Consider the following 20,736-nt stretch of genomic DNA (forward strand, 5'->3'; position numbering starts at 1 on the left):
GAACGACGTACCCGCCATGACCGCTCCCGTTTCCCGTCCCCTGCTCGGCTGCATCGCCGACGATTTCACCGGCGCGACCGATCTCGCGAACATGCTCGTCAAAAGCGGCATGCGCACCGTGCAGACGATCGGCGTGCCCGCCGACGGCGCCGCAGTCGACACGCTGATCGATGCGGACGCGATCGTCGTCGCGCTGAAGTCGCGCACGATCCCCGCGGCCGACGCCGTCGCGCAATCGCTCGCCGCCTACGCATGGCTGCGCGAGCAAGGCTGCCGGCAATTCTTCTTCAAGTACTGCTCGACGTTCGATTCGACCGACGCGGGCAACATCGGGCCCGTCGCCGATGCGCTGCTCGATGCGGCCGGCGGCGGCTTCACGATCGCATGCCCGGCGTTCCCCGAGAACGGCCGCACGATCTATCGCGGCCACCTGTTCGTCGGCGACGTGCTGCTGAACGAATCGGGCATGGAAAACCATCCGCTCACGCCGATGAAGGACGCGAACCTCGTGCGCGTGCTGCAGCGGCAAACGAAGTCGCCCGTCGGCCTGATCCGCTACGACACGATCGCGCTGGGCGCGGCCGCCGTGCGCACGCGGATCGACCAGTTGCGTGCGGAAGGCGCACGCTTCGCGATCGCCGACGCGCTGTCGGACCGCGACCTCTACGTGCTCGGCGAAGCCTGCGCGGGCCTGCCGCTCGTCACCGGCGGCTCGGGCATCGCGCTCGGCCTGCCCGCGAATTTCCGCCGCGCGGAGCAGCTGCCCGAGCGCGACAACGCGGCGTCGCTGCCGCGTATCGACGGCCTGTCGGCGGTGCTCGCCGGCAGCGCATCGAAGGCCACCAACGCGCAGGTCGCCGCATGGCGCGCCACGCGGCCGAGCTTCCGTATCGATCCGCTCGCGGCCTCGCGCGGCGAACCCGTCGTCGACCAGGCACTCGCGTTCGCGCGCACGCACCTACCGCAGCCCGTGCTGATCTACGCAACCGCGACGCCTGACGAAGTGAAGGCCGTACAACAAGCGCTCGGCGTCGACGCGGCCGGCCATCTCGTCGAAGCCACGCTCGCGGCGATCGCGCGCGGGCTGCGCGATCTCGGCGTGCGCAAGTTCGTCGTCGCCGGCGGCGAGACGTCCGGCGCGGTCGTGCAGGCGCTCGACGTGAAGTCGCTGCAGATCGGCGCGCAGATCGATCCGGGCGTGCCGGCGACGGCCACCATCGGCGCGGCGCCGCTCGGCCTCGCGCTGAAGTCCGGCAACTTCGGCACCACGGACTTTTTCGACAAGGCGCTGCGCGCGCTGGACGGAGCCGCACGATGAGCGACGAAGCGAAACTGCGCGAGGAGATCTGCGTCGTCGGCGCCAGCCTGTACGCGCGCGGCCACGCAGTCGGGAGCGCCGGCAACATCAGCGCGCGGCTGCCCGACGGCTGGCTGATCACGCCGACCGACGCGTGCCTCGGCCGGCTCGACCCGAACGACATCGCGAAGGTCGGCCTCGACGGCCAGCCCGTATCGGGCGGCAAGCCGTCGAAGACGCTCGCACTGCATCGCGGCATCTACGCGCGCAATGCCGAAGCGAACGGCGTCGTCCACACCCATTCGACGCACCTCGTCGCGCTGACGCTCGCGGGCGTGTGGCGCGACACCGACGTGCTGCCGCCGATCACGCCGTACTACGTGATGAAGGTCGGCCACATTCCGCTGATCCGCTACCGCCGCCCCGGCGATCCGGGCGTCGCGGCGGAAGTCGCGGCGCTCGCCGACCAGGTGCGCGGCGTGCTGCTCGACCGCCTCGGCCCGGTGATGTGGGGGCCATCGGTGTCGCACGCGTCGTATGCACTCGAAGAACTCGAGGAAACGGCGCGGCTGTGGTTGATGACGAACCCGAAACCCGAACCGCTCGACGAGGCCGCGCTCGACGAATTGCGCGCCAGCTTCGGCGCGCGCTGGTAGCGACGTACCCCGCAACGATTCCCATGCCCGCCGTGTGCGCGGGCCCTTCCGTCAGCACACGCAACGATCCGGCGGCGTACGCGCCGCCGGCACACAACATCCTGGAGACGACGATGACTGCTCTCGACGCGGCCGCTGGCCGCTCGCCCGCCGCGCCCGCCCATGCCGCGGAACTCGACCGCACCTACAAGAAAGTGTTCTGGCGCATCGTGCCGTTCCTGATGCTCTGCTACGTGGTCGCGTATCTCGACCGCGTGAACGTCGGCTTCGCGAAGCTGCAGATGTCGCAGGATCTCGCGTTCAGCGAAACCGTGTTCGGGCTCGGCGCCGGCATCTTCTTCCTTGGTTATTTTCTGTTCGAACTGCCAAGCAACATGCTGATGCACCGCATCGGCGCACGCATCTGGATCGCGCGGATCATGATCACGTGGGGCCTGCTGTCCGGGCTGTTCGCATTCGTGCAGACGCCGACGCAGTTCTACGTGCTGCGCTTCCTGCTCGGCCTCGCGGAAGCCGGCTTCTATCCCGGCGTGATCCTGTATCTCACGTACTGGTTCCCGTCGCATCGCCGCGCGAAGATCATCGCGGTGTTCATGTCCGCGATTCCCGTGTCGGGCATCTTCGGCAACCCGCTGTCGGGCTGGATCATGGAGCGCTTCCACGGCGGCTCGGGTTTCCACGGCTGGCAATGGATGTTCATGATCGAAGCCGTGCCGGCCGTGCTCGTCGGCATCGCGACCATCCTGTATCTCGACAACAGCATCCGCGGCGCGAAGTGGCTCGACGAACGCGAGAAACAGCTGCTGGAGGACGAGATCGCCGCGCAGCCGCAGGAACAGCAGAAGCACGGCCACTCGCTGAAGGCCGTGTTCGCCGACCCGCGCATGTGGTGGATGTCGCTGATCTACTTCGCGTTCGTCACGGGCCAGTACGGCCTCACGTTCTGGATGCCGACGCTCGTGAAGTCGACCGGCATCACCGATACGCTGCAGATCGGCCTGCTGTCCGCGATCCCGTTCCTCGTCGCGATCGTCGTGATGAACCTGTTCGGCCACAGCGCGGACAAGCGCCGCGAACGCCGCTGGCACCTGATCGTGCCCGCGCTGATGGGCGCGGTCGGGTTTGCGGTCGCCGCGTCGTACTCGCACAATACGGCGGTGTCGATCGTGTTCCTGTCGCTCGCGGCGGGCGGCGTGCTGACCTGCGCACCGCTGTTCTGGTCGCTGCCGACCGCGTTCCTCGCGGGCTCCGCGGCCGCCGCCGGGATCGCGATCATCAACTCGGTCGGCAACCTCGCCGGGTTCGCGAGCCCGTACGTGATCGGCTACCTGAAGGACGTCACGCACAGCACGGCGTCCGGCATGTACGTGCTGGCCGCGATGCTCGTGATCGGCGCGATCGCCGTGTGGCTCACGCCCGCGAAACTCGTGAACCGCTGAACCGCCGAGTTGCCATTCGATGCGGGGCGGCACATGCCCCGCCCCATTCATTCACAGGACCCGCTGCCATGCCACGCTTCGCCGCCAACCTCTCGATGATGTACACCGAGCACGCGTTCCTCGAACGCTTCGCCGCTGCCGCCTACGACGGCTTCAAGGCCGTCGAGTACCTGTTCCCGTACGACTTCGCCGCCGAGGACATCCGCGCGCGCCTCGACGCGCACCACCTCGAACAGGCGCTGTTCAACGCGCCGCCCGGCGACTGGGCCGCGGGCGAACGCGGCACCGCATCGCTGCCGGGCCGCGAGGACGAGTTCCGGCGCGGCATCGACCAGGCGCTCGACTATGCACGCGTGCTCGGCAACCGGAAGCTGCACGTGATGGCCGGAATGGTGCCGCCGGGCGCCGACCGTGCACGCCATCGCGACACCTACCTGTCGAACCTGCGCCATGCCGCGCAGGCCGCTGCCGCGCACGGCATCACGATCCTGATCGAGCCGATCAACCAGCGCGACATGCCCGGCTATTTCCTGAGCCGCCAGGACGACGCGCAGGCGATCCGCGCGGAAGTCGGCGCGCCGAACCTGAAGGTGCAGTTCGACTGCTACCACTGCCAGATCGTCGAAGGCGATCTCGCGACGAAGCTCCGGCGCGATTTCGCGGGCATCGGCCATATCCAGATCGCGGGCGTACCCGACCGCCACGAGCCGGATCTCGGCGAACTCAACTACCCGTATCTGTTCGAGCTGATCGACACGCTCGGCTACGACGGCTGGATCGGTTGCGAGTACCGCCCGAAGGCCGGCACGTCGGAAGGGCTCGGCTGGCTCAGGGCCTGTTCCCGCTAATTCACGCATTCCTCGGAAGGTAACGAACATGAAAGTACTGATCACCGGCGGCGCCGGCTTTCTCGGCCAGCGTCTGGCGCGCAAGCTGCTCGAGCGCGGCGAACTGAGCGGCCCCGACGGCCGCAGCGAGAAGATCGACGAGCTGGTGCTGCTCGACGTCGTCGAAGGCAGCGATTTCGGCGATGCGCGCGTGACGTCGATCGTCGGCGACATCGCCGATCGCGCGGTGCTCGAACGCGCGATCGACACGCAAACCGGCGCGATCTTCCACCTCGCGGCAATCGTCAGCGGGCAGGCCGAGGCCGATTTCGATCTCGGCATGCGGATCAACCTCGACGCGTCGCGCGCGCTGCTCGAAGTGTGTCGCGCGCGTGGCCACCGGCCGCGCGTCGTGTTCACGAGCTCGGTCGCGGTGTATGGCGGCACGCTCCCCGACGTCGTGCAGGACGATACCGCGCTGAACCCGCAATCGTCCTACGGCGCGGAGAAGGCGATTGCCGAGCTGCTGCTGTGCGACTACGCGCGGCGCGGTTTCGTCGACGGCCGCGTGCTGCGGCTGCCGACGATCAGCGTGCGGCCGGGCCGCCCGAACGCGGCCGCATCGTCGTTCGCGAGCGGCATCATCCGCGAGCCGCTGAACGGCGAGGAAAGCGTGTGCCCGGTGCCGGGTTCGACGCGGCTGTGGCTGCTGTCGCCGCGCGGCGCGATCGAAGCGCTCGTCGCGGGCTGCGAAATCGACAGCGCGAAGCTCGGCAACAAACGCGTGATCAATTTGCCCGGCCTGTCGGTATCGGTCGACGAAATGATCGCGGCGCTGCGCGAAGTCGCGGGCGACGAAGTCGTGAAGCTGATCCGCCATGTGCCCGACGAGCGCGTCGAGAAAATCGTCGGCAGCTGGCCGGGCCGCTGGGATACGTCGCGCGCGGAAGCCCTCGGATTGAAGGGCGACACGTCGTTCGCGGACGTGATCCGCAGCCATCTCGCCGACGAACGGCGCTGATTCCCGCGCCGCCGCCCGCGCGGGCACGGGCTGCGCGGCCGCATCAATGCGGCCGCGCGGATTCGCCGATGGGCAACGACGCGCGTTTCGTTCCGCCCGGCCGGTTCGCCGAACCGGCCGCCCACTGCCACGCGAGCAGGCCCGGCAGATAGAACAGCAGGTCGCGCACGCGGCGGGCGCCGGCCAGGGCGAGACACGTCGGCGGATCGAACCCGAGGAGCCCGCCGATCAGAACGAAGCCGCCCTCCTGCACGCCGAGGCCGCCCGGCATCAGGAACGCGATACTGCTCACGAGCTGGATCAGCGCCTCGATCGCGAGCGCCTGCGCGAAGGTCGGCTCCGCGCCGAGAAAGACCAGCGCGAGCCAGATTTCCAGCGCGTAACCCACGAACTGCAGGGTTTGCCAGATCGCGAGGTAGCGCACGACGATGCCGGTCTTTCTCCAGATCATCCGGATCGACTGATCGGTACGCGCCGATTCGCCGACGAGCGCCACCACCTTCCCGCTCGTGACGCGGTTCAGCACGCGCATCGCGCGCTCGAACGGCCGCGCATGCTGCACCAGCGCGAACAGCAGCAGCACCGGCACCAGCGCGGCCATGCCGATCGCGAGGTTCCCGGCCACCCGGGCGGCATCGGACGAGACGTGCCCGAGCACGTAGCCGATCGCGACCAGCGCGAACACCAGCTGGCTGATCAGCGTCAGCTGCATGTCGGCAACGAGGCTGGCCACGGCCGTCGCCGGCCGCACGCCCGCCTGTCGCAGCATGCCGAACGACACGATCTCGCCGCCGATCCGCGCGACCGGCAGCAGCCCGTTGATCGACTCGCGAATCCACACGAGTTTCAGCATCGTCGCGAACGACGGCCGGCGCGGGCCGCGGATCAGCATCCGCCAGTCCCACGCATTCGCGAGCATCGGCAGGAGGTGGGCCAGCGCCGCGAGCAGCAATCCGGCGCCGGCAATCTGCAGGCGATGCAGGATGTCCAGCGGATGCTCGCGCCAGATCAGCCACACGGCGAGCGCCAGCCCGCCCAGCGCCGCGGCCTGCCCCACGCGCCGAAGCCGCGCGTCGCTGCGCGTGATGTTCCGGGCGGCGTCGCCGCCGGGGTTCGTCTGCGTCGTCATGATTCGCTCGCCGCCGACAACAGCCCTTCCCGGTTCACGCGAAAGCGCGTGCCGCGCCACACGACATGCGACGAGAAGAAGCTCGACACGAACACGAAGAACTGCAGGAGATCGACGAACGGCAGCCAGATTGCGCCGCGCAGCCCCGCGCCGGTCGCACGGCTCGTTCTCAGCATCAGCAGCACCCGCGCGGCGAGCGCCGCGACCGCCAGCGCGCACGCGGCGGCCGTGCCGCCCGAGAACAGCAGCGCCAGCAGCGCGAGCGGCACCGGGTGCATCAGCACCGAGCCCGCATGACCGAGCCGGTCCGCCGCGCGAATCGTGCAGCTCCAGCGCAACTCGTGGGCGTACAGCCTCGAGAACGTCTCCTCGACGCACGCATGCCCGACGACGAACGGCGGAATGACGACCTGCGCGCCCGCCTGCCGCACCGCTTCGCCCAGCGCGTGATCCTCGGCCAGGTGATGCGCGAATCGCGCGAGGCCGCCGATACGTTCGAGCGTCGCGCGCGTGATCGCAATCGTCTGGCCAAAGCACGGCCGCGCACGCCCGATGAAGAGCCCGGTGATCACGCCCGGCAGGAAATGGTAGTTCGTCATCGCGACGGCGATTCCGGGCCAGAAACCCGGCGATGCGACACCGCGGTACACGCTCGTCACGATGCCGACATCCGGCTGCTGCAGCGCGCCGACGACCGCGCGCAGATAATCGCGCTCGACCAGCACGTCGCTGTCGGCGAGGCACAGCACCGAATACTCCGCGTGTTCGAGCATGTTCACGAGATTGCCGATCTTGCGGTTCGGCCCGTACAGCCGCGCATCGGCGACGACCTTGATGTTCGCGTCAGGGTAGCGTGCACGCAGCGTCTCGACGGCCGCGAGTGCCGCGTCGCCTGCATCGTGCACGCCGAACAGGTGCTGGACCGGGCCCGGGTAATCCTGCACGAAGAAGCTTTCGAGATGCTGTACGAGCTGCCACTCGTCGCCGTGCAGCGGCTTCGCGACGGTGACACCCGGATACTCGCGCGGCTGCGCCGCCGGCCTCGAAAAGAACCGCCCGACCAGCACGCTGGCCGCGACCGTATACGCAATACCCAGCAATACGCCCAGCCCGCAGACGATCGACATCGCGCCGGCCAGCGCGTGCAGCACATGCAGCAACACCATGCGATTCCCCAGTGGTGGCCCGGCGGGACCGTGGTGCATCGGGGCGGGCACGCGCGAAGGCGGGCTCACCCGTGTGCGTAGCGGAACCGATTTCCGTTGAGCCGGATATGAAGGATGACCAGTCGACGGTACGCGCAATCGGATGACACTGCTACCGTGTGACGATCGATTCCGGTCACGTGTACGAATCCGCAATCCAGCGCCGCCCTGAACGCCGCGCGGGCAAGCTTGCGGACCGAAAGGATCGCGGTGACGATCGCGACGACGGTCCACACGCGAAACGTCATCGTCGTGAAAAATGCCTCGGGTACGCGCAGCGCCAGCCATGAAACCAGCACGAAGCACTGAACGAACATGCCGGCCAGCGCGGCGATCAGCAGGTAGGCGCGCCATCGCTCGATCGTTGAGGGGGCCATGAGGAGTGAATCTCCCGTACGGGCGACTCGCGTCGACCGGACATCGATCGGCAAGGTCGCGGATTGACGGGCAAGCCGGACAGGCGTGACCCGGTTCGGGATCAGGGGCAGCGGAAAATCCCCCCTGGAAGCGGTGTGGCCGATGGTAGCGGGATTGCCGCCGCCGAACCTTAAGCGTTCTTCAGAATCGGAAGAAGTTTGATCCAGCACAATTACAATCCGTTGCACGGCAGGTGCGGCGCGCTCGTACAATCGCAGGCATCCCGCCCCCGAATCGACCATGCGACTCCTCCTTGTTGAAGACGACGACCTGATCGGCAGCGGTCTCGAGATCAGCCTGACCCAGGCCGGCTATCACGTGGACTGGTTGCGCGACGGTCACGCAGCGGCAGCCGCGCTCGCGACCACGCGCTTCGCGCTCGTCGTGCTCGATCTCGGCCTGCCCGGGAAATCGGGCACCGAGCTGCTGCGCGCGTTGCGCGATGCGGGCGATACCGTCCCCGTGCTGGTCCTGACCGCGCGCGGCACCGTGGCCGACCGCGTCCGCGGCCTCGACGACGGCGCCGACGACTATCTCGCGAAACCGTTCGAACTGACCGAAGTGCTCGCCCGCTGCCGCGCGCTCGTGCGCCGCTCGCAAGGCCGCGCCGGCGACGAGATCGTGTGGCGCGACATCACGATCGACCTGACCGCCCACACGGTGACACGCGATGCGTCGCGCATCGCGCTCACGTCGCGCGAGTGGGCCATCCTGGTCCAGCTCGTCAGCCACCCGGGCGCGCCGCAGTCGCGCTCGCGCCTCGAGGACACCCTGTACGGCTGGCAGGAAGGTATCGAAAGCAATGCGATCGAGGTGCATGTGTCGAACCTGCGCAAGAAGCTCGGCGCGGAACTGATCCGCACCGTTCGAGGCGTCGGCTACGTCGTCGATCTCGCATGACGTCCCGCTCGATACGGCGCCGCGTTTCGTCGATGGCGCTCGGCTGCGTGACGGTCGTGTGGCTCGTCGCCGTGTTCGGCAGCTTCCGGTATGCGACGCGCGAGATCGGCGAATGGGAAGACGCCCGCCTCGTTGAATATGCGTCGCTGCTCGTCAATCTCTCGCCTGCCGACCTCGACCGCCTCGCCCGTGTGCCGCCGGACGCGCGTGTCGAACTGGATCGCCGCGGCTCGAAACCCGCCCCCGAAACCGACGGCGATCGCCTTCCGCGCGACGTGCTGTTCGAGGTGCGCGACGCACGGGGCCAGGTCGTCGCGTCGAGCCTCCCGGCCGGCGCCGCCGGCCTGCCCGACGCGCACGACCCGCGCGGTGTTCCTGAAACGATCGTCATCCGCGGCGCGTCATGGCGTACGCACACGCTGCGCGACGACGCGTCGGGACGCCGGATCCGCGTGATGGAAATCGCGAACACGCGCAGCGACCTGGCGACCGGCACCGCGCGCGGCATCGTCCTGCCGTTGATCGTCGCGCTCCCGGTGCTGGCGCTGCTCCTCTGGTACCTGATCGGACGCGGTCTCGCGCCGCTGAAGACGCTGTCGACGCTGATCGGCGCGCGCGACGCGCGATCGCTCGAACCGCTCGGCATCGCCGCCGTGCCGGACGAAGTGCGCCCGCTGGTCGACGCGATCGACCGCCTGCTGGCCCGGCTGCGGCAATCGATCGTGCGCGAGCGCGCGTTCACGTCCGACGCCGCGCACGAGCTCAAGACACCGCTTGCCGCGATCAAGGTCCAGGCCCAGGTAGCCATCGCGACCGACGATCCGGCACTCCAGCGGCTCGCGATGCAGCGGGTCGTTCAAGGCGTCGATCGCAGTGCGCGTCTCGCCGAGCAGTTGCTGCTGCTCGCGCGGCTCGACGAATACGAACGCATTCCGACACGCGCGGTCGCCGTTCGCGAACTCGTCGAAGCCGCCCTCGACCGCCATCTCGCGAAGGCGTCGGACAAGGCCATCGACCTCGTGGCCGGCCCCGTCTCCGAGCGCGCGATCGACGCCGATCCGATCCTGATCGGCATCCTGCTCGACAACCTCGTCGACAACGCCGTGAAGTACGGCCGCCCGGGCGGCCGCATCGAGCTCGGCGTGCGCGACGACGGCGCACTGCAATGCATCGTCGTTCGCGACGACGGGCCCGGTGTCGCCCCCGGCGAGCACGAGCGGCTCGGCGACCGCTTCTATCGCGGCAGCGGCGCGCAGTCGCCCGGCAGCGGGCTCGGGCTGTCGATCGTCACGCGCATCGCGCAATACCTGGGCGGCACCGTGCAGTTCGGGCCCGGCATCGGCGGCCAGGGCCTCGGTGTCGCGGTTGCACTGCCGTCGGCCGGCGCGGGCGAAGCGACGCCGGCAGGCTCACCCGACGACCGATCGCCGCGTGAGATGCCGCATGCTTAACGTTTCGTTAAGCATGCGGTCGTAGAATCCCTCCGTCCGATACTGTCCCCGCCGTACGCAGGAGTCTCCATGTCCACACCCGCCCGATATGACACCGTTGCGCGTTTTCTTCACTGGCTGATCGTCGCGCTGATCGTCGCGCAATATGCGATCGGCTGGACGATGCCCGACGTGCATCGCGATACGCAGCCCGTCGGCCTGATCGCCGCGCACCTGATCGTGGGCACCGCACTGCTCGCCGCGATGGCCTGCCGCGTGCTATGGCGTGCGACGCATCGCCCGCCGGCGAACGACCTGTCTCCTGCAATGCGTGCGCTGTCGGGCGTCACGCATTTCGCGCTCTACGCGCTGCTGATCGCCGTGCCGCTGCTCGGCTGGATCAACGCATCGTCGCGCGCGTGGGGCGTGACGCTGCTCGGGATCGTGCCGCTGCCCGCGCTGTCGGCGGCCGGTTCCGGATTCGGCCACGCGATGGGCGACGTGCACGGCATCCTCGCCTGGGTGCTGTTCGCCGGCATTTGCCTGCACGTCGCAGCGGCGCTGGCGCACCGCTTCGTGCTGCGCGACCAGGTCCTGCAGCGCATGATGCCCTGGTGATCGCACGATCGGCAGCGCGGCATGGCAGGGCGCGCATGAACCGGCCTGCCGCCAGGGCCGCACGCGTCGTCGCCCCGGCTCATCGCGCGACCGGCCGGCCTGACCATCGCGCGCCGCCGGCCAGATGATCGCGGCGCCGAGCGAAGCGGCGCGCGATCACGGGCACGGCGGCCGGCGCCCTTCCACCGCGTCGGGCGGCACGAACGGCTGCCGGACGGCCGCGCCGCGAACACGACGGCCTGAAGTCGCACAAGACCATATCGGCACCTAGTTGCTGTTCTGCGCCGGCATACCGGCCGCCGGTGCATGCGCGGCGGCAGCCGCCATCCGGGCCCGGTCCTGTTCGGCAAGCCTCGCTTGCGCCGCCTGGATGTCCGCCGGATACTCGCCGTCGTCCCCTTTCGCCGGGTCGTACCCGGCTGCTTCCAGGCGCATCAATTCGTCGCGAACCTGCGCGCGCGTCAGCGGCGCGGCCGATTGCGCGAAGGCCGACTGACCGACGATCGCCACGATCATCGTCAGTACTGCGATATATGCTTTCATCATGAACTCCTTCCATGTTCCGTATCGATCAACCTGGGTGAATGCCTGCCCTGCGAACGCAGGCGGCTGCGTCAGCTGCCGAAATAGATCGTGCAGAAACTCGCCGGGCCGACGCATGCGGCAGAATGCTGGCGCGGCGCTATCGTCGCCGGCTTGCCCGCATCGGACGACGCGGCCGGCTCGCTGCCGACTGCCGTGCCGGCCTGGCGCTGCGGCATCCGTTCGACCTGCTGCCGGAACAGCGGGCTCACGTCCGGATACGACGTATCGGTCACGAAGCGCAGCCCCTGGTTCTCGGCGTCGATCAGTTGCTGCCTGACCTGCGCGCGCGTCAGTGCCTGCGCCGATGCGGGCGCCGCGACACCCGCGAAAGAAATCGCCGCCACTGCGGCGGCCACCAGCCAATGCTTGTTCATGTTCCACTCCTTAAGAAGTCAACGAGACGACGTGCTACACCCGTATGACGACGGAGCGTGTGCATTTATTCCCGCATGTCATGGCCCGGATCACGCGGCTTCCGCGGCTCCGGGGGCGCGTGGAACGAACCTTCATGAATCTGTCATTCTTTCGTCAGCCGGCGTAACCTGACGTAACGCAGCGCCCGACCCGCTTCGGGCAGACTGACGTCACCCTTTTCGGATCGCGCCTCAATCGACCATGTCCGTCGCTTACGACTATGCAGCCGGCCTGCTGCGCACGCTGTACGACCGCCATATCGACGACGGCGCGGTGCTCGATACGGCCGCGTTTCCCGATGCCGGGCGTTTCGTCCGTGCGTGGCCCGCCATCCAGGCAGAGGCATTCGCCGTGGCGCGCGACATGGCGCGCATCCCGCGCTTCCACGAGATCATGCGCGAGCAGTACGACATCTCGGCCAACGATGCACGCGACTGGCGGATGTTCATCATGCAGGCGTACGGCCAGCCGTTCCCGCGCAACCTGTCGCGCTGCCCGACCGTCGCGTCGATCGTCGCGACGTCGCCGGACGTGCTGTCCGCATCGCTGTCGTTCCTCGCACCCGGCAAGCACATTCCACCGCATCGCGGGCCGTTTCGCGGCATCCTGCGCGGCTATCTCGTGCTGTCGATGCCGAAGCGCGCGGACGGCGCGCCGGCCGCCGTGCTGAAGGTGGACGGCCACGAATACCGGCTCGACGAAGGCCGCTTCCTGCTGTGGGACGATACGTTCATGCACGAGGTGTGGAACGACAGCGACGCGGTGCGGATCGTGCTGCTGCTCGATATCCGCCGACGCGGGATGCCGCGCCTGCTCACGTGGCTGTCGAATGCGGTGATCGGCATCGTGCGGATCGGGATCAGGATACGCGGGCGATCGATTCCGGTTTAGCGCGGGCGGCGGGCACTCTCCGGGCGCTTCGTTTCGACTGCCCTCTCTGATGTCGAAAGGGCGTCCGGCCCGCCCCGGATGCAGGCGAAATCATCAGGACACCTTTCCGAAATCATCCGGCAACGCATAGATGCCGCGCTTCGCGACGCACGGAACAGGCGGCGCGATCTGCCGAGCGTTCACCAGTTCCCAGCACACGTATCCGGCACACCATTGCTTGCCTTGCGAGCGGGCTTCATCGGGCGTCCAGTCGTGCACCCCCATGACATCAACCATCGCGAGCGCGATACCGTCGGGATCCTCCTGCCCGTCCTGTCGCAGGAAGATCGTGTTCTGCACCAGCACGAGATCGCGCAACGGCATGGCCGGCGGCGCCCACGAGCGGATCTCCACACGCTTGCGGCCCGCGACGATATCGTCGACGGCCGGTTTGACGATCGACAGCGCGGATCGCGGCATGGCGGGAATGTCCTTCATCGGCAAGTGGAGAGCGTGCGACCGTCGAGCGGCATGGCGGCCGAATCCGGCATTCGATGGCGGCCCAGGCGGGATTGTTGCCGATCCGCGTGATCGTGTCGACCGCGACGGATCGACACGCCGGCGCACGGCGACTACGAGACGTCGTCTTTGCGCCCCCGACGGATCGCCTAAACTAAAGACCGTCCCTTCCGCGCGGCTCCTGCCGGCTCCCGCCATGGCGCACCTCTTCTTCGCCGCCTCGATCCAGCGGCATATCGAAACGCCCGAGCGCGAAATCGACGCCCGCACGGTCGGCGAAGCATTCGACACCGTTTTCGGCGAGCAGCCGCGACTGCGCGGCTACATCCTCGACGACCAGGGCGCGCTGCGCAAACACCTGTCGGTATTCATCGACGGCCAGCCGATACGCGACCGTCAGCGCCTGTCCGACGTGCTCGGCGACGCGAGCCGGGTCTATGTCGTACAGGCGCTGACGGGCGGATAAAGGGACGGATGTATTGGGCCAGACCCGGTGCGAGAACGCCCGGACGGCCCCTCAGGAGACATCGCATATGAACGATCGACTGCTCGTCGGCACCCGCAAGGGCCTGTTCATCCTGCAGCCCGACGGCCACGGCGGCTGGACGCCCGGCGAACCGCATTTCATCGGCGAGCCCGTCAGCATGGTGCTCGCCGACCCGCGCGACGGCACGCTGTATGCGGCGCTCAACCTCGGCCATTTCGGCGTGAAACTGCATCGCCAGCGAGCCGGCGCCACCGGCTGGGAAGAATGCGCCGTCCCCGTCTACCCGCCGCAACCGGCCGAGGCGGCGCCCGCCGGCGCCCGTGCGCATGCCGGCACCGGCGATGCGGATGACGCGCCGCCCGGCCCGCCGCAGCCGTCGTGGACGCTCCAGCAGATCTGGTCGCTCGAAGCCGGCGGCACCGACGAGCCGGGCGTGCTGTGGGCGGGCACGATTCCCGGCGGCCTGTTCCGCTCCGACGACGGCGGCGGTTCGTGGGTGCTCAACCGGGCATTGTGGGATCGCCCGGAGCGCGCCGAATGGGGCGGCGGCGGATACGATGCGCCGGGCATCCATTCGGTGATGGTCGATCCGCGCGACAGCCGGCACGTGACGATCGGCATCTCGTGCGGCGGCGTCTGGCAGACAGCCGACGGCGGCGCGACGTGGCGTGTGACGGCCGACGGCATGGAAGCCGACTACATGCCGCCCGAGCGACGCGGCGAACCCAACGCGCAGGACCCGCACCGCGTCGTGCAGTGCGCCGCCAACCCGGACGTGTTGTGGACGCAGCATCACTGCGCGATCTTCCGCTCGACCGACGGCGCCGAACACTGGCGGAGGATCGAGGCACAGCCGTCGAGCTTCGGTTTCGCGGTGGCCGTGCATCCGCACGAACCGGACACCGCGTGGTTCGTACCGGCGGTGAAGGACGCGTGCCGGATTCCGGTGGACGGCCGGTTCGTCGTCACACGCACGCGCGACGGCGGGCGCAGTTTCGAGCCATTCACGAACGGGCTGCCGCCCGCACCGGCGTACGACCTCGTGTATCGGCACGGGCTCGCGGTCGACGATTCGGGCACGCGCCTCGCGATGGCGTCGACGACCGGCGGGTTGTGGACGTCCGATGACGGCGGGGAAAACTGGCAGTTGGTGTCCGCGCATTTGCCGCCGGTGTATTGCGTCAGGTTCGGGTGACGGTGTGCGGGCGCACCGTTTGCACATAGCGCGCACCGCTCCGCTTTAGCGCTCGACGGCCGCCCCCATCCCCGCCACCGCCTCCCGCGTCTGCGCAATCTCCGCTTCGAGCCAGTCGAGAAACGACCTGACCTGCGGCTCGCGCTCCCGCCCGGGCCGGCACAGCGCGACGAAACGCGCGCCGTCGAGCCGCACCGACGGCTCGATCGGCGTCAGCGCCCCGTGCGCGACATGCTCGGCAGCCAGCACCGAGCTGAGCAGCGCGATGCCCTGCCCGTGCAGCACGGCCTGCAACGCGTAATGCTCGTCGTCGTAATGGCGAAACACCGCGCGTTCGAGCCACGCATCGCGGCCCGCCGCACGACACCACGACGCCCAGTCGACCGACACCGGCAACGGCGTATCCCACACGGTCTCGATCAGGTCGAGCGGCTCGCCCGTTCGGTGCGCGTCGAACCCGGCGGCCGCATAGGCGCCGAAATACTCGTCGATCAGCGCAATCTCGTGCAGCGCCGGAAACGTGCGCGACGTTGCGCGAATCGCAAGATCGATCCGCGCATCGCGTTCGAGATCGGCGAGCGTGTTGCCGGTTTCGACCTTGATGTGCAGTTGCGGATCGATGCGACGAAACCGCCCGAGACGCGGAATCAGCCACATCGCGGCGAATGCAGGCGTGGTGGTCAGCACGAGCGTGCGCTCGCCGGTCGCTTCCGGCCGCACCGCATCGAGCCCGCGGCTCAGCGCCAGCAATGCATCGTGACTCGCGCGAAACAGTTGCTCGCCCTCCTCCGTGAGCCGCACGCCGCTCGCGCCGCGCTCGAACAGCAGCACGCCGAGCCGGCTTTCGAGCGACTTGATCTGGTGCGACACGGCGGCCGGCGTCACGGACAGTTCGTCCGCGGCAGCCTTGAACGCGCCAAGCCGCGCCGACGCTTCGAATACACGCAATGCGGTCAGGGGAAGTTTCGAGAACACGGGGCCTCGCGGGCCGGATCGGGCCGGGTTGAATTCGATTGAATCGGGGTGAGATTAGGTGAATTGAAGCAGGCGTGCAACGCGAATAGCCTTGCGGGACGTCACGGCAGGGTGCCGCGGCGAATGGCGTCGAACCGGAGAAACAACGTGCAAGGCCTATCGCGCAGGATCACGCAGGCGGTGCTCTACGAAGCGATCGCGATTTCCTGCATCTCGCCCGTGATCGCGGCGCTCTTCAAGCAGGGCCTCGTCTATTCGGGCGCGCTGTCGGCGACGATGTCGGCGATCGCGATGCTGTGGAACATGATCTTCAACGCGCTGTTCGAGCGCTGGGAAGCGTCGCGCCGGCAGCCGGCACGCACGCTCGGGCGGCGGATCCTGCACGCCACCGGATTCGAAGGCGGGCTCATCTTCATCCTGGTGCCCGTCGTGTCGTGGTGGCTCGACATCTCGTGGTTCGACGCGTTCGTCGTCGACATCGGGCTGTTTGCGTTCTTCTTCTGTTACGCGTTCGTCTTCCAGTGGGCGTTCGATCGCGTGTTCGACGTGCCCGCGGCGACGAAGGGGGAATGAAACGAGCGCCCGGCAATCAAGCAGTCGAAATCGGCATCAATCGGTGCGTTTATTCCCATTTAAAAACGCACCCTGTTTCATTTTTTCGACATTCAAACAATACCACCACCAGCATTCACAAAATCAAAACAACCCTAGGGTTTACGTTACATTGTCCCTCCGCAAATTCGAATGCTAATGTTGTCTGACCATTAACAGAAATCAATCACTCATACCCACCCCATATAATCGGCGCAATTCCATGCGCTCACTCAATCGCTAAATCCGCCCTCGAATTTTCGGGGGCGATTTGCGATGTTCGCAGTTCAATTCCTAAACAAGGAAATCATCATGAACGAAAATCAGGAAAAGCAGGATCTCCCGCTGATCGAATGGATGCAGGAAGATCAGCATGAAGACTGGGTCGAGATGATGAAGGACAGCGCAGTCATTCCATTCGCAACGGCTCTGTGGGCATAAGCAGGCAGCCCGAATGATGGCGGATCGCAACGACCCGCCATTTTTTGATCCAGAAGCTGGCTACCCCCCGGAGATAATCATGGAAAAAAGTGTCGAAAATTTCTTTTCGTGTGTCCGCGGACATCCAGCCATGGTGCAGAAACATTCAGCCGGCGCCAACATCCTGGTCGGCTCGGATCAAAGCCAGAAAAATACCGCGCAATCGATTATCCGGCATTGCCCGAAAAAACTCGAATATTCGTTCACCTACGTCGAGCTTGACACGGAAAATCACGAACGGGTCATAAAGGAAATCGACCGGTGTGACATGTTCATCTTCATGTACGACTCGTCCATCCGCTCCGACATCAACCCGCATGGGCCGTCATTCATCCCGCCCCTCAAGCCGAAAATGGCCGAGCACTGGAAGAAGTCGGTATTGCTGCGGGAATACGGCGAATTCTTCAAGGAGGCCTTTTCCGAGAGCATCGACGACATTGCCGCCCGCAACGAACGCATCATTGCAGCGGCACAACGCGCTCGACGCGTGCAATTTCACGACGGCTTCGGCGGTTCGCTGCACGGAACGCTGGATCAGACATGGAAAAGCCTCGATGGCCGCAACCACTACGACCTGATGCCCGGCGAAGTGGCGACCCGCGTACTCGACCTGAGCGGAAGCGTCTTGTTCGGCGGCACCTTCCTGAGCACGGTGCCCTTTGCCATCAAGTACGGTGTCATCGACCCGATATTGAAGATCGGGATCGAGCGGAGCCAGGTGGTCAGCGTGGAATCGGCCAATCGACAGCTCGAAGACGATTTCAGGTTGTATCTCGACAAATGCGCGGGAAACAGGATCGTCGAGGAGTTCGGGATCGGGACGAACCTGAACGTCAGGCTGCATGGACGCAATGCAAGTTTCGAAGAACGCCATCCCGGGTTGCACCTTGGCCTCGGCGGCGGTGAACGCGGCAGCCATCACCTGGATCTGGTGTTTTCGTCCGGAAAGATCCTGTTCGACGACACCGTCATCTTCGACGGCTCATTCCGTGTGTAGCCCCTGCGACGACACGGCCGGCATCGACGCCCCGGCGAGGTGCCGGCATCGTGATGCCCACCGCCGGGACCCTGCTCGCGCCGGATCCCGTTGCGCCCGCCCCGCACGGTGAGCGCGCCCGCCGGAACCGCATTCATGGTCGACCTCGAACAGCAACTGCGTGCCGCGCAGACGCAATACGCAGGCGATTCACGTGATCTCGCGATCCTGCACCGGATCTGCGAACTGCTGACTGCCCTCCGGCGAGAGGAGGAAATGCTCCCCTGGGCCGACCTGGCACTGGCGCTCGACCCTCACGACGCCGTCTCCATGACACGGCGTGCCGATGCGCTCTACCTGCTGGGCCGCTACGTCGAAGCCGCCGAAGCCTGGAAACGCGATCCGTCGCGGCACAGCCGGCCCGAACTCCACCGCTTGCGACTGGGCATGAGCCTGATGATGGCCGGCGATCTCGCGCAGGCCATCGCGTTGCTCGACGAAGCCTTCCGGATGGCGGCATCCGGTCCTGCCGAGATGAGCGCATCGATCGGATTCGCGATGGGAGAAGCGATGCTCAAGGCGGGCGATCCGCGCGGCTTCGCCTATTGGCGAATGCGTGACGACGTTCCGCGCCTGTCTGCCAATTACCGCCCGGTCGACCTCCCGACATGGGACGGCGAATCGGATGTGCGCGGCAAGCGTGTCCTGATCACGCATGAACACGGCTTCGGCGACAACTTTCTCCTCTCGGCCTGCGTGGCCGACTGGCTGGACGAAGGCGCGCGCGTCATGCTCACCTGCCATCCGCAGAGCCACGCGCTCATGCAGGCGTCGCTGCCGCGTTGCGAGGTCGTCGCCGCCCCCAGTCCGGGGCAGTTTCATGCGCCGTTGCCCGATGAACTGCAAGCGCGAGTCGACAGGTTCGCGCCGGACCTGCATGCCACGCTGCTTCATTTGCCGATGCTGAAAGCCCGGCGGACACGCCGGCCGGAACGATGGTTCGCGCCGTACATCAAGACGCCGCCGCACAAGCAGCGGCTCGCTGCCGAATGGGCCGCGCAAGTGCGCGAGCAACATCCGGGCAGGAAGCTGATCGGGCTGTTCTGGGATTGCGTCCAACGACATTGGCCAGAAAAAGGCGCCATCGTCAGGTGCTGGGCCAGCCGCCGCAGCCTGCCGCTCGATGCGATCGACGCGATCGTGGCACACCCGGCCATTGCGGAAAGCATGCATTTCGTGAATCTGCATCACCCCGCTGCCGCGGCGCTGGCGGGCACGCCGGCCGGCAATGTTGGTCACTACCGGCCCGGGATTCGGGATTTCGGCGACACGGCCGCATGCATGGCCCAACTGGACGCCGTGGTCGCGGTCGATTCGGGTGTCGCCAACCTGGCGGCCATGATGGGTATGCGGACTTGCGTACCGACCCACATCTGCGGCGACTGGCGCTGGGGCGTCGAGGGTACCGCGAGCCCCTGGATCGCGCAGGCGACCGCCGTGCGGCAAACCCGCGAAGGCGACTGGAGCGACGTGATTCGACGCATCAACGCGTGGCTCATGCATGTCGTCGCCTGATACCTGCTCACGCCGGACAGGCATGCCGACGCCCCCCGGCTCCCGGAATCTTTCCGGGACGGGGGGCGCCGATCCGTCAAGCCGCTTGCGGGCCGGGCGAACGCCCGGCCGCGTCGCTCAATGCACGCCGAGATACGCCTTCACCGCCGGCAGGCCCGGCTTGCCGTCGAGCGTCGTCACGCCCGCGAGCCACTTGTCGAGCGCCTGCGGGTTCGCCTTCAGCCACTCGGCGGCCGCCTTGTTCGGCTCTACCTTGTTCATGATCGGCACCATCACGTGGTTCTCGATCGTCGTCGTGAACTGCAGGTTCGACACGAACTTCGCGACGTTCGGGCAGCGCTGCGCGTAGTCGGGCGGCGTCGCCGTCAGCACCTTCGCTTCGCCGTAGTTCGGGCCGAACACGTCGTCGCCGCCGCTCAGGTAGTCGATCTTCATCTGCACGTTCATCGGATGCGGCTCCCAGCCGAGGAACACGATCCACTGCTTGTCGCGGATCGCGCGATTCACCTCGACCAGCATCCCGGCCTCGCTCGACTCGACCATCTTGAACTTGCCGAGGCCGAACTGGTTGCCGTCGATCATCTTCTTGATCAGCAGGTTGCCGTCGTTGCCCGGCTCGATCCCGTAGATCTTGCCGTTCAGCTTGTCCGCATATTTCTGGATGTCCGCGAACGACTTCAGGCCGCCCTGATAGACGTAGTCGGGCACCGCGAGCGTGTATTTCGCGCCGGTCAGGTTGGGCGTGGAGAGCACCTTGATCGTGCCGGCCTTCGTGAACGGCTGGATGATCGGGTCCATCGTCGGCGACCAGTAGCCGAGGAACACGTCGATCTGCTTGCTCTTGATCCCCGCGAACGTGATCGGCACGGACGCGATCGTCTTCGTCGGGTTGTAGCCGAGCCCCTGCAGCATCGTCGTGGCGAGGCCCGTGGTTGCCGCGATGTCGGACCAGCCGACATCCGCGAAGCGCACGTTCTTGCACACGGGCGGATCGGCCGCATAAACGGCCGACATCGGCGCGGTTATCCCGATCCCGCACACCGCTGCGATCAATAGGCGCTTCATCTTGCTTCTCCTCAAAGTGATGTCGTTTGCTTGAATGCGGGATCGTTTATTGAAGCCGCGCGCCG

General features: G+C 67.1%; 23 protein-coding genes. 15 read left to right on the forward strand and 8 right to left on the reverse strand.

Features of this window, described 5'->3' with window-relative positions:
• Positions 1-16: 16 nt before the first annotated feature.
• The 5 genes from otnK (at position 17) to denD (ending at position 5,240) form a co-directional block, all read left to right on the forward strand.
• Complete coding sequence (gene otnK, locus AB3K92_RS20735; RefSeq protein WP_369465726.1) at positions 17-1,318, forward strand: 3-oxo-tetronate kinase; 1,302 nt, start codon at positions 17-19, stop codon at positions 1,316-1,318.
• Entirely contained in the window at positions 1,315-1,953 is a 639-nt protein-coding gene (locus AB3K92_RS20740; protein WP_021156336.1) for an aldolase, read from the forward strand. Before otnK ends, AB3K92_RS20740 begins: the two co-directional genes overlap by 4 nt.
• 113 nt (positions 1,954-2,066) lie before the next feature.
• Positions 2,067-3,392 carry an MFS transporter gene (locus tag AB3K92_RS20745; protein ID WP_059487089.1) on the forward strand — a complete coding sequence of 442 codons (1,326 nt, stop codon included), beginning with the start codon at positions 2,067-2,069 and terminating at the stop codon, positions 3,390-3,392.
• 68 nt (positions 3,393-3,460) lie between these two features.
• On the forward strand, positions 3,461-4,240 hold the full coding sequence (otnI, locus tag AB3K92_RS20750) for a 2-oxo-tetronate isomerase (RefSeq protein WP_021156338.1): 780 nt from the start codon (positions 3,461-3,463) through the stop codon (positions 4,238-4,240).
• Positions 4,241-4,268: 28 nt separating this feature from the next.
• Entirely contained in the window at positions 4,269-5,240 is a 972-nt protein-coding gene (denD, locus tag AB3K92_RS20755; RefSeq protein WP_021156339.1) for a D-erythronate dehydrogenase, read from the forward strand.
• A gap of 43 nt (positions 5,241-5,283) precedes the next feature.
• On the opposite strand, the gene AB3K92_RS20760 is transcribed toward denD, so the two are convergent.
• From AB3K92_RS20760 to AB3K92_RS20770, 3 genes are all read right to left on the reverse strand, one after another.
• Positions 5,284-6,369, reverse strand: coding sequence for a lysylphosphatidylglycerol synthase domain-containing protein (locus AB3K92_RS20760; RefSeq protein WP_059818294.1), 1,086 nt, complete (start codon positions 6,367-6,369; stop codon positions 5,284-5,286).
• On the reverse strand, positions 6,366-7,535 hold the full coding sequence (hpnI, locus tag AB3K92_RS20765) for a bacteriohopanetetrol glucosamine biosynthesis glycosyltransferase HpnI (RefSeq protein ID WP_021156341.1): 1,170 nt from the start codon (positions 7,533-7,535) through the stop codon (positions 6,366-6,368). The genes AB3K92_RS20760 and hpnI overlap by 4 nt, the downstream gene beginning before the upstream one ends.
• Positions 7,536-7,600: 65 nt before the next feature.
• Positions 7,601-8,233, reverse strand: a complete 633-nt coding sequence (locus AB3K92_RS20770; RefSeq protein ID WP_053076302.1) for a hypothetical protein — start codon at positions 8,231-8,233, stop codon at positions 7,601-7,603.
• Between AB3K92_RS20770 and AB3K92_RS20775 the strand changes: the two genes are divergently transcribed.
• The 3 genes from AB3K92_RS20775 to AB3K92_RS20785 all read left to right on the forward strand — a co-directional run bounded on the left by AB3K92_RS20775 (position 8,232) and on the right by AB3K92_RS20785 (position 10,939).
• A complete protein-coding gene (locus AB3K92_RS20775) occupies positions 8,232-8,891 on the forward strand; it encodes a response regulator (protein ID WP_021156343.1) in 660 nt (219 codons plus the stop codon). The two genes, AB3K92_RS20770 and AB3K92_RS20775, sit on opposite strands and share 2 nt — an antisense overlap.
• Complete coding sequence (locus tag AB3K92_RS20780) at positions 8,888-10,342, forward strand: ATP-binding protein (protein WP_042972677.1); 1,455 nt, start codon at positions 8,888-8,890, stop codon at positions 10,340-10,342. The genes AB3K92_RS20775 and AB3K92_RS20780 overlap by 4 nt, the downstream gene beginning before the upstream one ends.
• A gap of 69 nt (positions 10,343-10,411) precedes the next feature.
• A complete protein-coding gene (locus AB3K92_RS20785; protein ID WP_021156345.1) occupies positions 10,412-10,939 on the forward strand; it encodes a cytochrome b in 528 nt (175 codons plus the stop codon).
• 267 nt (positions 10,940-11,206) lie between these two features.
• Here AB3K92_RS20785 and AB3K92_RS20790 read toward each other — a convergent pair whose 3' ends face one another.
• The gene (locus tag AB3K92_RS20790; RefSeq protein WP_059859828.1) at positions 11,207-11,482 is read right to left on the reverse strand and encodes a DUF4148 domain-containing protein; all 276 of its coding nucleotides are present in this window, start codon (positions 11,480-11,482) and stop codon (positions 11,207-11,209) included.
• 71 nt (positions 11,483-11,553) lie between these two features.
• Complete coding sequence (locus AB3K92_RS20795) at positions 11,554-11,898, reverse strand: DUF4148 domain-containing protein (RefSeq protein ID WP_369465727.1); 345 nt, start codon at positions 11,896-11,898, stop codon at positions 11,554-11,556.
• A gap of 241 nt (positions 11,899-12,139) precedes the next feature.
• Between AB3K92_RS20795 and AB3K92_RS20800 the strand changes: the two genes are divergently transcribed.
• A complete protein-coding gene (locus tag AB3K92_RS20800) occupies positions 12,140-12,829 on the forward strand; it encodes an aspartyl/asparaginyl beta-hydroxylase domain-containing protein (protein ID WP_369465728.1) in 690 nt (229 codons plus the stop codon).
• A 93-nt stretch (positions 12,830-12,922) separates the two neighbouring features.
• Here the strand turns inward: AB3K92_RS20800 and AB3K92_RS20805 are convergent, their stop codons facing one another.
• Positions 12,923-13,288: an ASCH domain-containing protein gene (locus tag AB3K92_RS20805; protein WP_369465729.1), complete on the reverse strand. Its 366-nt coding sequence runs from the start codon at positions 13,286-13,288 to the stop codon at positions 12,923-12,925.
• 235 nt (positions 13,289-13,523) lie between these two features.
• On the opposite strand from AB3K92_RS20805, the gene AB3K92_RS20810 reads away from it, so the two are divergent.
• Positions 13,524-13,793, forward strand: coding sequence for a MoaD/ThiS family protein (locus AB3K92_RS20810; protein ID WP_021156351.1), 270 nt, complete (start codon positions 13,524-13,526; stop codon positions 13,791-13,793).
• A gap of 67 nt (positions 13,794-13,860) precedes the next feature.
• Complete coding sequence (locus tag AB3K92_RS20815; RefSeq protein WP_369465730.1) at positions 13,861-15,009, forward strand: WD40/YVTN/BNR-like repeat-containing protein; 1,149 nt, start codon at positions 13,861-13,863, stop codon at positions 15,007-15,009.
• Between the two features lie 45 nt (positions 15,010-15,054).
• Here AB3K92_RS20815 and AB3K92_RS20820 read toward each other — a convergent pair whose 3' ends face one another.
• The gene (locus AB3K92_RS20820) at positions 15,055-15,984 is read right to left on the reverse strand and encodes a LysR substrate-binding domain-containing protein (RefSeq protein ID WP_369465731.1); all 930 of its coding nucleotides are present in this window, start codon (positions 15,982-15,984) and stop codon (positions 15,055-15,057) included.
• A gap of 147 nt (positions 15,985-16,131) precedes the next feature.
• Here AB3K92_RS20820 and AB3K92_RS20825 point away from each other — a divergent pair, with 147 nt between their 5' ends.
• The 4 genes from AB3K92_RS20825 to AB3K92_RS20840 all read left to right on the forward strand — a co-directional run bounded on the left by AB3K92_RS20825 (position 16,132) and on the right by AB3K92_RS20840 (position 19,606).
• Positions 16,132-16,557, forward strand: a complete 426-nt coding sequence (locus tag AB3K92_RS20825) for a PACE efflux transporter (RefSeq protein ID WP_042978249.1) — start codon at positions 16,132-16,134, stop codon at positions 16,555-16,557.
• Positions 16,558-16,887: 330 nt separating this feature from the next.
• The gene (locus AB3K92_RS20830) at positions 16,888-17,016 is read left to right on the forward strand and encodes a hypothetical protein (protein ID WP_021163990.1); all 129 of its coding nucleotides are present in this window, start codon (positions 16,888-16,890) and stop codon (positions 17,014-17,016) included.
• A gap of 79 nt (positions 17,017-17,095) precedes the next feature.
• Positions 17,096-18,052: a leucyl aminopeptidase gene (locus AB3K92_RS20835; RefSeq protein WP_224051773.1), complete on the forward strand. Its 957-nt coding sequence runs from the start codon at positions 17,096-17,098 to the stop codon at positions 18,050-18,052.
• 135 nt (positions 18,053-18,187) lie between these two features.
• Positions 18,188-19,606: a hypothetical protein gene (locus AB3K92_RS20840; protein WP_369465732.1), complete on the forward strand. Its 1,419-nt coding sequence runs from the start codon at positions 18,188-18,190 to the stop codon at positions 19,604-19,606.
• Positions 19,607-19,723: 117 nt separating this feature from the next.
• Here AB3K92_RS20840 and AB3K92_RS20845 read toward each other — a convergent pair whose 3' ends face one another.
• Entirely contained in the window at positions 19,724-20,671 is a 948-nt protein-coding gene (locus AB3K92_RS20845; protein WP_021163993.1) for a choline ABC transporter substrate-binding protein, read from the reverse strand.
• Positions 20,672-20,736 lie beyond the last annotated feature (65 nt).

The organism is Burkholderia sp. Bmkn7 (assembly GCF_041103175.1).
Lineage (GTDB): Bacteria > Pseudomonadota > Gammaproteobacteria > Burkholderiales > Burkholderiaceae > Burkholderia > Burkholderia cepacia.

What these genes read in the sequence shown, in the direction of transcription:
- otnK (WP_369465726.1), top strand. Translation starts at nt 17, where the DNA reads ATGACCGCTCCCGTTTCCCGTCCCCTGCTCGGCTGCATCGCCGACGAT.
- AB3K92_RS20740 (WP_021156336.1), top strand. Translation starts at nt 1,315, where the DNA reads ATGAGCGACGAAGCGAAACTGCGCGAGGAGATCTGCGTCGTCGGCGCC.
- AB3K92_RS20745 (WP_059487089.1), top strand. Translation starts at nt 2,067, where the DNA reads ATGACTGCTCTCGACGCGGCCGCTGGCCGCTCGCCCGCCGCGCCCGCC.
- otnI (WP_021156338.1), top strand. Translation starts at nt 3,461, where the DNA reads ATGCCACGCTTCGCCGCCAACCTCTCGATGATGTACACCGAGCACGCG.
- denD (WP_021156339.1), top strand. Translation starts at nt 4,269, where the DNA reads ATGAAAGTACTGATCACCGGCGGCGCCGGCTTTCTCGGCCAGCGTCTG.
- AB3K92_RS20760 (WP_059818294.1), bottom strand. Translation starts at nt 6,369, where the DNA reads ATGACGACGCAGACGAACCCCGGCGGCGACGCCGCCCGGAACATCACG.
- hpnI (WP_021156341.1), bottom strand. Translation starts at nt 7,535, where the DNA reads ATGGTGTTGCTGCATGTGCTGCACGCGCTGGCCGGCGCGATGTCGATC.
- AB3K92_RS20775 (WP_021156343.1), top strand. Translation starts at nt 8,232, where the DNA reads ATGCGACTCCTCCTTGTTGAAGACGACGACCTGATCGGCAGCGGTCTC.
- AB3K92_RS20770 (WP_053076302.1), bottom strand. Translation starts at nt 8,233, where the DNA reads ATGGTCGATTCGGGGGCGGGATGCCTGCGATTGTACGAGCGCGCCGCA.
- AB3K92_RS20780 (WP_042972677.1), top strand. Translation starts at nt 8,888, where the DNA reads ATGACGTCCCGCTCGATACGGCGCCGCGTTTCGTCGATGGCGCTCGGC.
- AB3K92_RS20785 (WP_021156345.1), top strand. Translation starts at nt 10,412, where the DNA reads ATGTCCACACCCGCCCGATATGACACCGTTGCGCGTTTTCTTCACTGG.
- AB3K92_RS20790 (WP_059859828.1), bottom strand. Translation starts at nt 11,482, where the DNA reads ATGAAAGCATATATCGCAGTACTGACGATGATCGTGGCGATCGTCGGT.
- AB3K92_RS20795 (WP_369465727.1), bottom strand. Translation starts at nt 11,898, where the DNA reads ATGAACAAGCATTGGCTGGTGGCCGCCGCAGTGGCGGCGATTTCTTTC.
- AB3K92_RS20800 (WP_369465728.1), top strand. Translation starts at nt 12,140, where the DNA reads ATGTCCGTCGCTTACGACTATGCAGCCGGCCTGCTGCGCACGCTGTAC.
- AB3K92_RS20805 (WP_369465729.1), bottom strand. Translation starts at nt 13,288, where the DNA reads ATGCCGCGATCCGCGCTGTCGATCGTCAAACCGGCCGTCGACGATATC.
- AB3K92_RS20810 (WP_021156351.1), top strand. Translation starts at nt 13,524, where the DNA reads ATGGCGCACCTCTTCTTCGCCGCCTCGATCCAGCGGCATATCGAAACG.
- AB3K92_RS20815 (WP_369465730.1), top strand. Translation starts at nt 13,861, where the DNA reads ATGAACGATCGACTGCTCGTCGGCACCCGCAAGGGCCTGTTCATCCTG.
- AB3K92_RS20830 (WP_021163990.1), top strand. Translation starts at nt 16,888, where the DNA reads ATGAACGAAAATCAGGAAAAGCAGGATCTCCCGCTGATCGAATGGATG.
- AB3K92_RS20835 (WP_224051773.1), top strand. Translation starts at nt 17,096, where the DNA reads ATGGAAAAAAGTGTCGAAAATTTCTTTTCGTGTGTCCGCGGACATCCA.
- AB3K92_RS20840 (WP_369465732.1), top strand. Translation starts at nt 18,188, where the DNA reads ATGGTCGACCTCGAACAGCAACTGCGTGCCGCGCAGACGCAATACGCA.
- AB3K92_RS20845 (WP_021163993.1), bottom strand. Translation starts at nt 20,671, where the DNA reads ATGAAGCGCCTATTGATCGCAGCGGTGTGCGGGATCGGGATAACCGCG.